12 protein-coding genes and 1 pseudogene are annotated in these 15,648 nt (G+C 71.3%); 10 read left to right on the top strand and 3 right to left on the bottom strand.

Annotated features, from left to right (window positions below; translation table 11 throughout):
* Positions 1-15 precede the first annotated feature (15 nt).
* The 3 genes and pseudogenes from ACIA8X_RS25820 to ACIA8X_RS25810 form a co-directional block, all read right to left on the bottom strand.
* Positions 16-1,518, bottom strand: a pseudogene (locus ACIA8X_RS25820) (potassium transporter Kup); the annotation flags it as partial.
* A gap of 856 nt (positions 1,519-2,374) precedes the next feature.
* Complete coding sequence (ppdK, locus tag ACIA8X_RS25815; RefSeq protein ID WP_393443571.1) at positions 2,375-5,098, bottom strand: pyruvate, phosphate dikinase; 2,724 nt, start codon at positions 5,096-5,098, stop codon at positions 2,375-2,377.
* 14 nt (positions 5,099-5,112) lie between these two features.
* The gene (locus tag ACIA8X_RS25810) at positions 5,113-6,045 is read right to left on the bottom strand and encodes a universal stress protein (protein ID WP_393443573.1); all 933 of its coding nucleotides are present in this window, start codon (positions 6,043-6,045) and stop codon (positions 5,113-5,115) included.
* A gap of 180 nt (positions 6,046-6,225) precedes the next feature.
* Here ACIA8X_RS25810 and ACIA8X_RS25805 point away from each other — a divergent pair, with 180 nt between their 5' ends.
* The 10 genes from ACIA8X_RS25805 (at position 6,226) to ACIA8X_RS25760 (ending at position 15,636) form a co-directional block, all read left to right on the top strand.
* Positions 6,226-7,050, top strand: a complete 825-nt coding sequence (locus ACIA8X_RS25805; RefSeq protein ID WP_393443575.1) for a universal stress protein — start codon at positions 6,226-6,228, stop codon at positions 7,048-7,050.
* A gap of 95 nt (positions 7,051-7,145) precedes the next feature.
* Positions 7,146-7,652 (top strand): hydrogenase maturation protease, encoded by a 507-nt coding sequence (locus ACIA8X_RS25800; protein ID WP_393443577.1) that lies wholly within the window; start codon positions 7,146-7,148, stop codon positions 7,650-7,652.
* The gene (hypF, locus tag ACIA8X_RS25795; protein WP_393443579.1) at positions 7,649-9,940 is read left to right on the top strand and encodes a carbamoyltransferase HypF; all 2,292 of its coding nucleotides are present in this window, start codon (positions 7,649-7,651) and stop codon (positions 9,938-9,940) included. Before ACIA8X_RS25800 ends, hypF begins: the two co-directional genes overlap by 4 nt.
* A 6-nt stretch (positions 9,941-9,946) precedes the next feature.
* Positions 9,947-10,204, top strand: coding sequence for a HypC/HybG/HupF family hydrogenase formation chaperone (locus ACIA8X_RS25790; RefSeq protein ID WP_393443581.1), 258 nt, complete (start codon positions 9,947-9,949; stop codon positions 10,202-10,204).
* A gap of 265 nt (positions 10,205-10,469) precedes the next feature.
* On the top strand, positions 10,470-11,633 hold the full coding sequence (locus tag ACIA8X_RS25785; RefSeq protein WP_393443583.1) for a 4Fe-4S dicluster domain-containing protein: 1,164 nt from the start codon (positions 10,470-10,472) through the stop codon (positions 11,631-11,633).
* Entirely contained in the window at positions 11,633-12,094 is a 462-nt protein-coding gene (locus tag ACIA8X_RS25780; protein WP_393443585.1) for a Crp/Fnr family transcriptional regulator, read from the top strand. The genes ACIA8X_RS25785 and ACIA8X_RS25780 overlap by 1 nt, the downstream gene beginning before the upstream one ends.
* A complete protein-coding gene (locus ACIA8X_RS25775; RefSeq protein ID WP_393443587.1) occupies positions 12,091-12,897 on the top strand; it encodes an FAD/NAD(P)-binding protein in 807 nt (268 codons plus the stop codon). Before ACIA8X_RS25780 ends, ACIA8X_RS25775 begins: the two co-directional genes overlap by 4 nt.
* 1 nt (position 12,898) lies before the next feature.
* On the top strand, positions 12,899-13,660 hold the full coding sequence (locus ACIA8X_RS25770) for an oxidoreductase (RefSeq protein WP_393443589.1): 762 nt from the start codon (positions 12,899-12,901) through the stop codon (positions 13,658-13,660).
* Entirely contained in the window at positions 13,657-14,988 is a 1,332-nt protein-coding gene (locus ACIA8X_RS25765; RefSeq protein ID WP_393443591.1) for a Ni/Fe hydrogenase subunit alpha, read from the top strand. Before ACIA8X_RS25770 ends, ACIA8X_RS25765 begins: the two co-directional genes overlap by 4 nt.
* A gap of 21 nt (positions 14,989-15,009) precedes the next feature.
* Positions 15,010-15,636 carry a CBS domain-containing protein gene (locus tag ACIA8X_RS25760; protein WP_393443593.1) on the top strand — a complete coding sequence of 209 codons (627 nt, stop codon included), beginning with the start codon at positions 15,010-15,012 and terminating at the stop codon, positions 15,634-15,636.
* Positions 15,637-15,648 lie beyond the last annotated feature (12 nt).

Here is a 15,648-nt window from a genome sequence, read left to right as displayed (position 1 = left end):
ACGGGGCACCGGCTCGGTCTTCAGGGCGAGGATCACGACATGCTCGTGCCGGACATGGTTGTGCTCGACGTTGGCCCGCATGGCCAGCGGCGCGGCCTCCTTGCCCCGGTTGAGGAAGACGGCCGTGCCCGGGACCTGGCGCGTCGCGGCCTTGCCGCTGCGCAGGTCGTCGACGAACTCGGGCAGCGACCCTTCGGCGCGCCCCCGTTCCGCGGTGATCACCTCGCGGCCGCGCTGCCACGTCGTCATGACGGTGAACGCGGTGAGGCCGATCAGCAGGGGCAGCCACGCGCCGTGCACGAGCTTGGTCATGTTGGCCGCCACGAACAGCAGGTCCACGAAGAGGAGCGCGCCCCCGCCGATGGCGAGCAGCCACTTGGGCGTGTCCCACTTGGCGTGGGCGACATAGAAGAACAGCAGGGTGGTGATGATGATGGTGCCGGTGACCGCCATGCCGAACGCGTAGGCCAGTTCCGCGGAGGAGCGGAAGGCGAAGACCAGGGTGAGGACCGAGACCATCAGCAGCCAGTTGATCCAGGGGACGTAGATCTGGCCGATGGTGGATTCGGAGGTGTGCGCGATACGCAGCCGCGGCAGGTAGCCGAGCTGGGCCGCCTGGGAGGCGACCGAGTACGCGCCGGTGATCACCGCCTGGGAGGCGATGACGGTCGCCGCCGTCGCCAGCAGCACCATCGGCCAGCGTCCCCAGTCGGGCACGAGCAGGAAGAACGGGCTGCTGATGTTGTCCGGATCGTCGAGGATCAGCGCACCCTGACCCATGTAGCTGAGGACACAGGCAGGCAGGACGAGGAACAGCCAGCCTCGGGTGATCGCCCGGCGGCCGAAGTGCCCCATGTCCGCGTACAGCGCCTCGGCGCCGGTGACGGCGAGAACGATCGCGGCCAGCGCGAAGAAGGCGGTACCCCAGTGGCCGAACAAGAAGCCCAACGCGTACGTCGGCGACAGCGCCTTCAGGATGTCCGGGTGGTCCGTGATGCCGACGACGCCGCACGCGCCGATGGCCACGAACCAGACGATCATGACCGGCCCGAAGACCCGGCCCACCGCCGCGGTTCCCCGGCGCTGCACCAGGAACAGCAGCACGATGATCACCGCGGTGATGGGGACGACCGCGTCCCCGAGTGACGGTTCGACGACCTTGAGCCCCTCGACCGCGGACAGCACCGAGATGGCGGGGGTGATCATGCTGTCGCCGAAGAAGAGCGACGCGCCGAAGATGCCGAGCGCGGCGAGGACGACGGCGGCTCTGCGGCCACGCTGGGCGTTCCACCGTCGCAGCAGGGTGATGAGCGCCATGATGCCGCCCTCGCCGTCGTTGTCGGCGCGCATCGCGAGCAGCACATAGGTGACCGTCACGATGATCATCACCGACCAGAACACCAGTGACACCCCTCCGTACACGTTGTCCGTGCTGACCGGGACGGGGTGCGGGTCGTCGGGGTTGAACACGGTCTGGATGGTGTAGATCGGGCTGGTCCCGATGTCGCCGAAGACCACACCGAGGGCGCCGACGACCACCGCGAGGCGCGCACCGTGTCCCGTGCGCTCGCCCCGTGCGCCCGCGGCGGCCGTGCCGTGGATCCGTCGCCCGACTCGGTCCCCTGCCGGTGGTCGGCCATGGTGATCCTCCTCCTCGCGGGCTGCGGTGGCGTGGGCCCGGTGCGTCGGGGCGGCTCGCGCTCCGCTACCGCCTCCTGTGCTGAGCCGATCTTCGCTTCCTGGCGTCCGTCGGGCCACCTAGTGGGTTGTGCCGCGCACGCATTCCCGCCACTGCCCCTGACAGCACGGCCGTACGTCCGTCACAGGGACGGCGCCGCGATGCGGCCCGTGCTGCCGTTCCGGCACTTCAGTGGTCAGGTGGAGAGGGAGAGGGCCGGAAGGGTGAGCCTCAGCCGAGCGCCCGCGCACGTGACCTTCGCTGCCGCAAGGTCGATACTGCCGACAGACACCTCATGCACCGTCATCGTGGAAACAGCGGTAATCCAGCATCCGGATCTGATCAGCGACGACACTGACCAGAGGCCCATCCGCCACTCGCACCGGAGGTAGACATGAAGATGTTGATCAACGTCTCGTAGTTTGGTGCGGCCGCAGGTCAGGACCATGCTGTGAGCCCGTTGGTCAGCAAACTCCCAGCATGAGTCAGGAGACGTGCACGTTGGCGATCCAGCTGATACGCGGGATGGGCAGCTTCTTCAAGAACTGCGCCTGCGCTCGGCAGAGCCGTTGCTCGCACCCATACGCCATTCGCTATCGCGACGCGACCGGCCGCCAGCGTGAGGAAATGGGGTATGCGACACAGCAGTCGGCGCTGGACCGATTGAACACTGCCGGGGCATTCGACCCGTGCGCCTCACCTCGTGTCGCTGATCCCGGTGCGGTCGGCGACGGCCGCCCGGCCCGCCTCCAGTCGGGCCGCCGGAATGCGGAACGGCGAGCAGGAGACGTAGTCCAGGCCTACGCGGTGGAAGAAGTGGATGGAGTCGGGGTCGCCGCCGTGCTCGCCGCACACCCCGGTCTGCAGGCCGGGGTTGACGGCGCGTCCGGCCTCGACGGCCAGCTCCACGAGCCGTCCGACGCCTTCCTGGTCGATCGACTCGAACGGCGACACTCCGAAGACTCCCTTCTCCAGGTACAGAGGGAAGAAGGAGGCCTCGGCGTCGTCGCGGGACAGGCCCCAGGTGGTCTGGGTGAGATCGTTGGTTCCGAAGGAGAAGAAGTCGGCGGACTCGGCGATGCGTCCGGCGGTGAGGGCGGCGCGCGGCAGCTCGATCATCGTGCCGATCGGGCAGTCGAGGGTCGTGCCGGTCTCGGCCGCGACCTCGGCGAGGACGCGTTCCGCCTCGGCGCGGGCCAGGCGCAGTTCTTCGACCGTGCCGACGAGCGGGATCATGATCTCGGCGTGAGGTCGGCCGCCCGCGCCGAGGCGGTCGATGACGGCATCGGCGACGGCCCGTACCTGCATCGCCATCAGACCGGGCACGGCGAGGCCCAGTCGCACACCGCGCAGACCGAGCATCGGGTTCTGCTCGTGCATCCGCTCGACGGCCTGGAGGAGTTCACGGTCGTGCGGGTCAGGGTGCACCGCGGAGGCGAGGCGGACGGCGAGCTCCGTGCGGTCCGGCAGGAACTCGTGCAGCGGCGGGTCCAGTAGCCGAATTGTCACGGGCAGCCCGTCCATCGCCTTCAAGATGCCGGTGAAGTCCTCCCGTTGCAGCGGCAGCAGGTCGGCGAGGGCCGCCTCGCGCGCGGTGTCGTCGCGGGCCAGGATCATCGCCTCGACCAGTGCCCTGCGCTCACCGAGGAACATGTGCTCGGTGCGGCACAGGCCGATGCCCTGGGCACCGAGGGCGCGGGCCCGGGCGGCGTCCTCGGGCGTGTCGGCGTTGGCCCGCACCTCCAGGCCGCGCACGGAGTCGGCGTGGGCCAGCGCGCCCAGGACGGCCCGCGTCAGCTGTCCGGTACCGGTGCCGGTCTCCAGGGCACGGCCGACGTCGGACGCGGTGAGCGGGAGCGCGCCGAGGTGGACGGTGCCGGCGGTGCCGTCGACGGAGAGGATGTCACCCTCTTGCACGACGACGCCCGTTTCCGTGGTGAACCGACGGGCGACCGGGTCGACGGCCAGGGCCTCGGCGCCGCACACGCACACCTTTCCCATGCCGCGCGCCACGACGGCGGCGTGGCTGGTCTTGCCGCCCCGGCTGGTCAGCAGCGCCTGCGCGGCGATCATGCCGGGCAGGTCGTCGGGAGTGGTCTCCCTGCGGACCAGGACCGTGTGCTCGCCGGCCGCGGCGCGCCGTACGGCCTCGGCGGAGTCGAAGACGGCGACGCCTACCGCGGCGCCGGGCGAGGCAGGCACGCCGTGGGCGAGGGGCACGTCGGCCGGGGTGGCGTCGAAACGGGGGAACATCAACCGGGTCAGTGCGGCGCCGTCGACCCGCATCAGGGCCTCGTCGGTGCTGATCGTGCCGTCGTCACCGAGGTCGTGGGCGATACGGAAAGCGGCCTCGGCGGTGCGCTTACCGACGCGGGTCTGGAGGATCCACAGTTTGCCCCGCTCGACGGTGAACTCGACGTCGCACAGGTCGCGGTAGTGGGCCTCCAGGGCGCGCAGGTGGTCGCCGAGTTCGATGTACGTGCGCGGGGCGAGGACCTTGAGTTCGCTCAGCGGCAGCGCGTCGCGGACTCCCGCGACGACGTCCTCGCCCTGGGCGTCGGGCAGGTAGTCGCCGTACATGCCGCTCTCGCCGGTGGCGGGGTCACGGGTGAAGGCAACGCCGGTGCCCGAGTCGGTGCCGAGGTTGCCGAAGACCATCACCTGAATGTTGACGGCGGTGCCGAGGTCCTCGGGAATGTGTTCGCGGTGGCGGTAGATGCGGGCGCGTTCGCCGTTCCAGGAGTCGAAGACCGCGCGGATGGCGCGGGCGAGCTGGTCGGCGGGGTCCTGTGGGAACTCCTCGCCGGTCTCCTTGCGAATGATGTCCTTGAACTCCTCCGTGAGCTTGACGAGTTCGGCGGTGTCGAGGTCGTGGTCGGTGGCGAGGGCACGCTGGGCCATGGGGGTCCCCCCGGTCGAGCGAAGCCGAGACTGGGGGAGGGCGGCGATGGCCTGCTCGAACAGCTTGCCGTCGACGCCCATCACGGTGCGGCCGAACATCTGGATGAGGCGCCGGTAGGAGTCCCAGGCGAACCGTTCCTGACCGGAGGCCTTGGCGAGCCCGGTGACGGACCGGTCGTTGAGGCCGATGTCGAGGATGGTCTCCATCATGCCGGGCATGGAGAAGCGGGCGCCGGAGCGCACGGACACCAGCAGGGGGTCGTCGGGCGCGCCGAGGGTGCGGCCCATGGCCCGCTCCAGGGCGGCCAGCGAGTGGGCCGCCTCGACGCCGAGCTCGTCCGGTTCCTCGCCCGCGGCCAGGTAGACCTTGCAGGCCTCGGTGGTGACAGTGAAGCCCGGCGGGACAGGCAGGCCGAGCCGGGTCATCTCGGCGAGACCGGCTCCCTTACCGCCGAGGAGCTCGGCCATGTCACGGCCGCCTTCGGCGAATTCGTACACGTATTTGGTGGGCGCGCTCATCAGGTCTCGGCCTCTCACTCGTGGGGGACGACGGCCACGGAGCAGCCGACGTGATGGATCGCGGCGTGCGTGACAGGTCCGGTGCGGGCGCCCGTCGGGCGTCCGGTCACCCGGCGGCCGACCACGAGGAGACTCGCCCCGGTGGCGGCCCGGAACAGCACGGACTGGGCGCGGCCCTCGATCACGGTCTCCACCACCTCGACCTCGGGGCATTTGTCCCTCCACACCTTCATAACGGCGGTGAGAAAGCCGAGCCACTCGTCGGCCTGTTCCGGGCCGCTCACCAGGCCGATGTCGCCGGGGCCGAGCCCCAACGGGGACGGTGCCTGCCAGGCGTGCACGACGTGCAGGCGCGCGCCGCGCAGCCGGGCCGCCTCGAAGGCGAACTCGATCACCTCGTCGCAGGGATCGCCGAGGTCGATGCCTAGGACGACGTCCCGGTAGCCGGTGCGGGTGGACGGACTGCCGTCGTCGGCCGGAAGGTGCTCGTCCGGCGCTTCTTCCCCCGCCCGGACGAGGACGACCGGCCGGACGGCCCGTGCCACCACGCGGGCGACCGACCCGACCAGGAACCCGGTGAAACCGCTGAGGCCGCGAGAACCCAGCACGAGCAGGTCGGCCTGTTCGGCGGCGTACACAAGGGCGGCGGTCGCGGGTCCTTCGATCTGCTCGTCGTCGAGTTTGACGCCTGGGCAGGTGCGACGGATGCGCTCCTCCGCCTGGCGCAGCGCACGCCGGGCCAGATAGCTCTGGGCTGCCGTCGCCGGTTCGCCGACGCCCTCGCAGGGGTGCCGGTTCCAGGCGTGCACCAGACGTAGCGGCCGGTCGCGGCGCACCGCCTCGCGGGCGGCCCTCCCCTGCAGCCCAAAGGGCGTGGGAGGTACCCCCATGGCGGCGGCAAGACGCTCGGCGGATCCGTCGACTCCAACCATGATGGGCGGAAGCATGGCGCGCACCTCCTGTGCTCGATCTGCTCCTCGGTGCGAGCGTCCTCCCGCGCCTTACCGGCGGGTATGGGCCGTCAGGGCTCCGATCCGGGACCATTCGGCCCCTGCGTAACAGCGGGCCGCGCGGCGATGCTGGGCTTGCCCGGGGCCGAGTTCTCCTTGGGCGGAAGGCGGCACATCATGGAGCGAGTGATCATCACTGGCGTCGACCGGTCGGCACGCAGCCGTGCCGCCGCCGACTGGGCCGCGCGCGAGGCGCTGTTGCGTGGGCTGCCCCTGCGGGTGGTCCATGTGGCGTCGCCGGACGGTCCGGATCCGGCCGAGCGGTGGCCGTACCACCCGGCGACGGTAGCGGACCGCGTGGCGGCCGAACTCACCCACCGGCACCCGGCGCTGACGGCCCGCAGCATGAACCAGACCGGGGCGCCCGTGATCGCCCTGCGCGCGCTGGCCGAGGAAGCGGAGCTGCTCGTCCTCGGGCTGCGCGGCGAGGGCGGTCACGCCGGGATCGTCGTGGGCTCGACCGCCTCCGCCCTGGCCGCGGAGTGCACCCGCCCAGTGGTCTTGGTGCCCGGCACGCTTGCCGGTGACGGGCCGCCGGGCCGTACCGACACCGTGACCCTGGGGATCGAGGCCCGCAGGCCGGCGGACGGGGCTGTCGACCTCGCCTTCGAGGCGGCCCGGCTGCGTGGCGCGCGGCTGCACGCGGTGCACGCCTGGACGCTGCCGGCCCGGGCAGCCGAATCGCCCTTCCCCGTGTTGGAGGAGGACCGCGCCACCTGGGAGGACGACGAGGTGCAGCGGCTGTCGGACGCGCTACGGCCGTGGCGCGGCAAGTATCCGGAGGTCGACGTCCTGGAGGACGTCGTACTGCTCACTCCGGAGAAGGCGCTCGCTCACGCCGCCGGGAACTCCGGCCTGGTGGTGGCCGGACGCCGTTCGGGCGGCACGGCGCTCGCCCTGCTGCGACATGCCAAGTGCCCGGTCGCCGTCGTGCCCGCGTGACCCGTGTCGTCGCTGTATCGGTCGGCCCCGGTCGGCCCGTCGGCTTGGGTCGTTCGGCCCATGCGGACCAGGCGGTCAGGGACCATCGTGGGGGCATGAGGAGGCGCGGTCGGATCGCTGTGATCGGCGTCGGGAACGAGTTCCGGCGCGACGACGGCGTGGGCTGGGCCGTACTCGCCCGGCTGCGCGAGCGGGCCGAGGACCGGCCGTTGCCGCCGGACACCGACCTTGCGACCTGCGACGGCGAACCCGGACGGCTGATCGGCCTGTGGGAGGGCGCCTGGCTCGCCGTGGTCGTCGACGCGGCCCATGCCCACCCGGGCACCCCCGGCAGAGTGCACCGCCTGGAACTCGACGCCGGGCTTCCTGCCCACCCGCCGACCACCAGCTCGCACGGGCTGGGACTCGGCGAGGCCGTCGAACTGGCCCGGGTGCTGGGCCGTCTGCCGGAGCACCTGGTGGTGTACGCGGTGGAAGGCGCCGAGAGCGACATGGGCAGCGGCCTCTCCCCCACCGTCGCGGACGCCGTGGAACCGCTGGTGGCGGCCATCGAGGACGAGATCGCACGCCATGGGGGCGCCACAGCCGGGAGGCCGGCATGACCATGCGTCGCTTCCACGTTGAGGGCATCGTCCAGGGCGTCGGTTTCAGACCCTTCGTGTATCGCACCGCGGCCGCGCTCGGTCTGGACGGCTGGGTGGCCAACGTCAACGGGCACGTGGAGGGAGAGGTCGCCGGACCGACGCGGGCCATCGAGGAGTTCGCCGCGCGTCTGCGCAGCGACGCACCGGCCCTCGCCCGGGTGCGCTGCGTCCAGCTGACCGGCGGCACGCGGCAGTCTCCGTACGACACCGGCTTCCAGGTACGGCACAGCGCCCCCGATGACTCGGACAAGGCATCCCGCGAGATCCCGCCCGACGCGGCGATCTGCGATGCCTGCCTGAGCGAGCTGCGCGACCCCCGCGACCGCCGCTACCGCTATCCGTTCATCAACTGCACGGACTGCGGCCCGCGAGCCACGATCATCGAAGATCTGCCGTACGACCGGATCCGCACGACCATGCGCCGCTTCCCGCTGTGCGCCGCGTGCGCCGCTGAGTACACCGATCCGGGCGACCGGCGCTTCCACGCGGAACCCGTCGTCTGCCCCGTCTGCGGGCCGCATCTGGCGTGGGAGGAGCTGCGCGGCGAGGAGGCGCTGCGGGCGGCGGTGAAGACGGTCGACGAGGGCGGGATCGTCGCGTTGAAGGGGCTGGGCGGCTACCAGTTGGTGTGCGATGCGGGCGATCCGGCGGTCGTGACTGAGCTGCGGCGCCGCAAACGGCGTCCGGCGAAACCGTTCGCCGTGATGGTCCAGGACATCGAGACGGCCGCGCGGCTGGCGCAGATCGGCGCCGGTGAGCGCCAGGCCCTGACCTCGGCGGAGCGGCCCGTTGTGCTGCTCGGCAGGCGCCGGTGGCGAGGGCGAACGGCTCCACTCGCTCCCGAAGTCCACCCCGGCCTGACCCGGGTCGGCCTGTTCCTGCCCACCACCGGCCTGCACCACCTACTCCTGGACGAGCTGGCCCGGCCGCTCGTGATCACCAGCGGCAATCGCAGCGACGAGCCGATCGCCATCGACGACCACGAAGCCCGGAGCGCCCTGGCCGCCGTGGCGGACGGATTCCTCACGCACGACCGGCCGATCCGGTCGCGGTACGACGACTCCGTGGTGCAGTTCACCGGGCGGACCCGGATCACGATCCGCAGGGCGCGCGGGCTCGCCCCCGCCCCGCTGCCGCTTCCCGTACGGGAGCCGGTGGCCGGCGTCGGCGCCCAGCTGAAGCACACCTTCACGCTGGCAGCCGACGGACGGGCCCATATCGGACCGCACACCGGGGACCTGGCCGATCTGCCGGCCTACGACGCGTTCCTTGCGTCGTACGCGCACCTCAAGGAGCTCACTGGCATCGAACCGGTGGTCCTCGCCCACGATCTGCACCCCGGCTACCTGTCCACGCAGTGGGCCGAGGCACAACCGCTTCGCCGGATCCCGGTGCAGCACCACCACGCGCATGTCGCCGCCTGCGCGGCCGAGCACGGGGTGCGGGGGCGCTTCCTCGGCATCGCCTACGACGGGCTGGGGCTGGGCGACGACGGTACCTTGTGGGGCGGCGAGATCCTCGTCGCCAGTCTGAGCGGCTACCGCCGCGTGGGCCGGTTCGCCACGGCGCCCCTGCCCGGCGGCGACGCGGCGGTACGCCATCCCTCCCGCACAGCCCTCGGCCATCTGCTGGGCGGTGAGGCGCTGGGCTCGCCGCGCCCGTACCCCTGGCTCACCCGGCCCTTCACCGACCGGCTCGACCCGGCCGAGGCCACTGCGGTGCGCGCCATGATCGCGCGGGACGTCAACTGCCCGCGGGCCTCGAGCGCCGGACGGCTCTTCGACACGGTGGCCGCACTGCTCGGCCTCGCCGACCAGGTGCGTTACGAGGGTGAGGCGGCCGTCCTGCTCGAAGCGACGGCCGGCGACGAGCATGCCGTACCGCTCGCCCATCGGGTCGTACGGTCGCAGGGCCTGTGGGTGTACGACCCGACACCGAGCCTGGCCGATCTGCTGCGGCGGCAGCTGGACGGGGAGCCGGTGTCACCACTGGCGGCGGCCTTCCATCTGACGCTCGCGATCGTCACCGCCGAACTCGTCTCGCGGGCCGTTGCCGAGGGTGCGCCGCGCACGGTGTGCCTGGGCGGCGGCTGCTTCGTCAACCGGCGGCTGCTGACCGAGGTGAAGCGCCGGCTACACGCGCAGGGGCTGCGAGTGCTGGTCGGCGGTCAGGTCCCGGTCGGGGACGGCGGCATCAGCTACGGCCAGGCGGCAGTCGCGGCCGCACGGCTGGCCGAGGAGGGGTGAAAGCACATGTGTCTGGGCATCCCCGGCCGCGTCCTGGAGATCCACGACGACGCCGGACTTCGCATGGCGACCGTCGACTTCGGCGGAATCCGGCGCGAGGTCTGCCTGAGCTGCACGCCCGAGGCGGGCGTCGGGTCGTACGTCATCGTGCACGTCGGCTTCGCGATCACCCAGGTCGACGAGGCGGAGGCACAGCGGACGCTCGACGTGCTGCGGGCGATGGCGGGCGCGGTCGAGGGCGAGCTGGGTGAGCCACTGCCCTGACCGTCAGTCAGTCCGCTCTCCGAGAACCGCGGGCAGGTAACGATGAGGCATCGTGCCCGGGCCTGGCATCTGCTCGGCGAGGCGCCGGGCGCCCCGTCCAGAATGAGCCCATCCTGGACAACGGATCGGCCTTCCTCGTGCGACTCCCCGCCCTGGGGCCCAGTCGGCCCGTCAAGAGGGCCGGTCAGCCCCTGCCGCAGGCACCCCTCGCGGTCGCAACCTGACGGTGGAGGAGCACGGAGCCGCCCGGACAAGGAGGACCGTCATGACCGCCATCGCAGACCCGGCCGTGCTCGACCGGGACGGTCTGAACGCCCTGGTCGCGGCACTGGTGGCAGAGGGGCGGACCGTGGTCGGGCCGACCGTGCGGGACGGTGCGATCGTGCTGGCCGAGTTGACCTCGGCCGACGCTTTGCCCTACGGCTGGGGGGTCGAGCTGGACGCCGGACGCTATCGACTCGTCCACCGCGAGGACGGGGCCGCCTTCGCACACAGCGCGGGGCCTCAGTCGTGGAAGTCCTACCTGCACCCGTCGCGGGAGCGGCTGTGGAGCGCCGACCGGACGCCGGACGGGGACATCCACTTCACCCCGCACGAGCCGGACCCGCCGTCGTACGCCTTCCTCGGCGTCCGCCCCTGTGACCTGCGGGCCATCGCGATCCAGGACAAGGTGCTGACCGGCGGGCGGTACGAGGACACCGGGTACGGGAAGCGGCGTTCCGGAGCGTTCCTGATCGCCGCCGAATGCACCGAACCCGGGGCCACCTGCTTCTGCGTGTCCACCGGCGGCGGCCCCGCGGCCGACCCCGGATACGACCTGGCGCTGACCGAGGTCGTGGACACGGACGGGCACCGCTTCCTCGTGCGCGTCGGCAGCGAGGAAGGCGCCGAGTTGCTGGAGCAGCTGCCCCATCGCGCCGCCGACCCGGACACCGAGGCCACCGCCCGTACTGTCGTGGACGCCGCACGCGACCGCATGGGCCGCGCACTGCCGCCGGTCGACCTGCGTGCCCTGATGGGCGCGAGCCTGGACGCCGAGCGCTGGGACGACGTGGCCGCCCGGTGTCTGACCTGCGGCAACTGCACCATGGTCTGCCCGACCTGCTTCTGCACCACCACCGAGGAGGTCACCGACCTCACCGGTGACCACACCGAGCGCTGGCAGCGCTGGGACTCCTGCTTCGATCTGGACTTCTCGTATCTGCACGGCGGCCCGGTCCGCTCCTCCGCCCGCGGCCGCTACCGGCAGTGGCTCACCCACAAGCTCTCCACCTGGCACGACCAGTTCGACACGACCGGGTGCGTCGGCTGCGGGCGCTGCATCACCTGGTGCCCGGCCGGTATCGACATCACGGAGGAAGTCGCCGCACTGGACGCCGAACGCGCCGAGCACGTGGAACACCCGGGTCCCGGAACGGAGACGGACTGATGCCTCCCTCAATCGCCCTGCGCATGAACCATGCTCTGCCCGTCGAGCACCGCGAACCGCTGCTGCGCGTCGGCCGGGAGGTGAGCTTCGCGCAGGGCACCCGCCTGTTCGAGGAGGGCGGTCACGCAAACCGCTTCTGGATCATCCGTGACGGTACGGCCGCCCTCGACATGCATGTGCCCGGCCGCCGGCCGCCGGTCATCGAGACACTCGGCATCGGAGATCTCGTCGGCTGGTCCTGGCTCTACGAGCCGTACGTCTGGCAGCTGGGCGCCGAGACCTTGACCCCGCTGTGCGCCTACGAATTCGACGCCGTCGCCGTCCGGCTCATGTGCCTGAACGACCCCGAGTTCGGGCGTGCCGTCGAGCACTGGGTCGGCCGGGTGCTGGCACACCGGCTCAACGCGGCCCGCGCCCGGCTGCTCGACCTGTACGGGATCCACGAGAAGGATCCGCGATGACCGCCGTACCGGTGCCCCATCGCGTGGTCGCCCGCCGTCCGGAGACCACGGACACGGTCACGCTGCGTCTGGAACCGGTCGGCGCGGCGCTGGAGGACTTCGCTCCGGGGCAGTTCGCGATGGTGCACTCCTTCGGCCGCGGTGAGATCCCCGTCTCAATGAGTTCCGTGCAAGCCACGGGCGGCCTGGCGCACACGATCCGTTCGGTGGGTGCGGTCTCCGACGGGCTGTGCACGACCCGGGTCGGCGATGTCGTCGGCCTGCGTGGCCCGTACGGCAACAGCTGGGAACTGGAGCGGGCGCGCGGCGGTGACGTGCTGGTCGTGGCCGGCGGCATCGGTCTCGCCCCGCTGCGGCCGCTGATCCTGAGCGCGCTGGCCGAGCCGGAGGCGTATCGCCGTGTCAACGTCCTGGTCGGGGCACGCACGCCGGGCGACGTGATCGCCCGGCAGGAGATCGAGAGCTGGCCCACGGCGTTCACCGGAGTGACGGTCGACCGGCCCGACCCGGACTGGCGCGGGGACGTCGGCGTGGTCACCCAGCTGCTGGGGCGTGCGCACTTCGAGCCGGGCAGCACCTGGGCGTTCGTGTGCGGGCCGGAGCCGATGATCCGTGCCGCCGCACGCGAACTCGCCCAGCGGGGTGTCCCCCGCGACCGTATCCGCGTCTCGCTGGAGCGGAACATGCGCTGTGCGACAGGGCACTGCGGGCACTGCCAGCTCGGCCCCCTGCTGTTGTGCCAGGTGGGCCCCGTCGTGGACTGGGAGCGCGCGGAACCCCTTCTGTCAGTAAGGGAGTTGTGAGATGGCACCCACACTCGCGGTGTTCAAGCTGGCCTCCTGTGACGGCTGCCAGCTCACCCTGCTGGACTGCGAGGACGAACTCCTGGCGCTGGCGGGCGAGGTGGAGATCGCCCACTTCCTGGAGGCGTCCAGTGCGGTGGCGCCCGGACCGTACGACCTGTCCCTCGTCGAGGGCTCCGTCACCACGGCCGACGACGCCGAGCGGGTCCGCGCGATCCGGGCGGCCTCGCGCCACCTGGTGACCATCGGGGCGTGCGCGACCGCCGGTGGCATTCAGGCGCTCAGGAACTTCGCGGACGTCGACGAGTACCGGCGCGTGGTGTACGCGCACCCGGAGTACGTCGAGACCCTCGCCACCTCCACGCCCGTGTCGGCGCATGTGGACGTCGACTTCGAGCTGCGCGGCTGCCCGATCGACCGGCGTCAGCTCATCGAGGTGATCACCGCGTTCCTCGCCGACCGCAAGCCGGACGTCCCGGACCACAGCGTGTGCTTCGAGTGCAAGCGGCGCGGCACTGTCTGCGTCATCGTCGCTCACGGCACGCCCTGTCTCGGACCGGTCACCCATGCCGGGTGCGGAGCGCTGTGCCCGGCGTACGGCCGCGGCTGCTTCGGCTGCTTCGGCCCGTCCGGGTCGGTGAACCTGCCCGCTCTGATCCCGCTGCTGCGCCGCGACGGTCTCGACGACGACGCGGTGGAGCGGTTCCTGCACACCTTCAACGCCGCAGCGTTCGAGAAGATCGAGAAGGAGTCGGCCAAGTGACGCACCGCGGTTCCCGTCTGCTGCACGTCGGCTCGCTGTCCCGGGTCGAGGGCGAGGGTGCGCTGCGCCTGCACGTCCACGACGGCACGGTCACCCAGGCGCGGCTGGAGATCTACGAGCCGCCGCGCTTCTTCGAGGCGTTCCTGCGCGGCCGTTCGTACACCGAACCGCCGGACATCACGGCGCGGGTGTGCGGGATCTGCCCGGTGGCGTACCAGATGAGTGCCTGCGCGGCGATCGAGGACGCGTGCGGGGTCACGGTCGATCCGGCGATCCGTGATCTGCGCCGGCTGCTGTACTGCGGCGAGTGGATCGAGAGCCAGGCCCTGCACATCTATCTGCTGCACGCCCCGGACTTCCTGGGCCGCGCGAGCGCGATCGAGCTGGCCCGCACACACCGGACCGAGGTCGAGCGGGGGCTCAGGCTGAAGAAGGCCGGAAACTCTCTCATGGAGTTGCTCGGCGGTCGGGCCGTGCATCCCGTCAACGTACGTCTCGGCGGCTTTTACCGGGCGCCCACACGCGACGAACTCCGGCCGATCGCAGAGGAGTTGAAGAAGGCACACGACGACGCGTGGGACACCGTGCGCTGGGTCGCGGGCTTCGAGTTCCCGGAGGCCAGGGTCGAGGCCGATCTGCTGGCACTGGCCGAGCCGGACACGTACGCCATCGAGAGCGGGACACCGACCGTCCTGCGATCCGACGGGACCACAGGCACCTTCCCCGTACGGGACTTCACCGAGCACGTCACCGAGACACACCTGCCGCACTCCACGGCACTTCACTCGCGGCTCGACGGGCAGCTCCATCTCACCGGCTCCCTCGCCCGGTTCGCGATCAGCGGGGCGCGGCTGTCGCCGGTGGCCCTGCATGCGGCCGTGGAGGCCGGGCTCGGCGATCCGCGCGAGGGCGCCGTGTGCCGCAACCCCTTCCGGTCGATCCTGGTGCGGGCGGTGGAGACGGTGTACGCCGTCGGCGAGGCGCTGCGGATCATCGAGGCGTACGAGCCGCCCGTGCGTCCGTACACCGAGGTGCCCCCGGCCGCCGGGGTCGGACACGGGGCCACGGAGGCGCCGCGCGGGCTGCTCTACCACCGCTACGAACTCGACGCCGACGGCATCGTCACCAGCGCGATGCTGGTGCCGCCAACCGCGCAGAACCAGGGCGCGATAGAGGACGACCTGCGGCGGCTGACCCAGCGAGCGATCGGTGAGGGTGACCTGGACGACTCCGAGTTGACGGCCCTGTGCGAGCGGGCGATCCGCAATCACGACCCGTGCATCTCCTGCTCCACCCACTTCCTCGACCTGACGGTCGTCCGTACCTGAGGAGCTATGCAGGAGGCTGCAATGTCCGAATCTCCGTACACCGTGAGCGATGTGATGACGCATACCGTCGTCGCCGTCGGCAGTGAGGCGTCCTTCAAGGAGATCGTCGAGCTGCTCGACCAGTGGAAGGTCAGCGCCCTGCCGGTGCTGGCCGGTGAGGGGCGGGTCATCGGGGTGGTCTCGGAGGCCGATCTGCTGCCCAAGGAGCAATTCCGCGACGGCAACGAGGCCGAGAGCGATTTCGGCGAGCGGCTCAAGGCGAGCGCGCTGACCGCGGGCGAGCTGATGAGCACCCCGGCGGTGACCGTGCACGCGGACGCCTCGCTGGCCGAGGCGGCGCGCATCATGGCCCGTAGGCATGTCAAGCGGCTGCCGGTCGTGGACGGCGTCGGCATGCTGGAGGGCATCGTCAGCCGCAGTGACCTGCTGAAGGTGTTTCTGCGGACCGACACCGAGATCGCCGACGAGATCCGCAGCAGTGTGCTGACCCATCTGCCGGTCACCACCGCGCTGGGGGTCTCGGTCACCGAGGGCGTCGTCACGCTGACCGGTTCGATGCCCGAGCGCGGGCTCGTGCCAGTGGTGGCCCGGGCATTGCGGGCGGTCGAGGGAGTCGTCGACGTCCAGGTGGATCTGACCCACCGCTGAAAGGTCCCGACC

The sequence above is a fragment of the Streptomyces sp. NPDC051738 genome, assembly GCF_044453205.1.
GTDB lineage: Bacteria > Actinomycetota > Actinomycetes > Streptomycetales > Streptomycetaceae > Streptomyces.
This window is presented reverse-complemented; position numbering and strand designations above follow the sequence as displayed.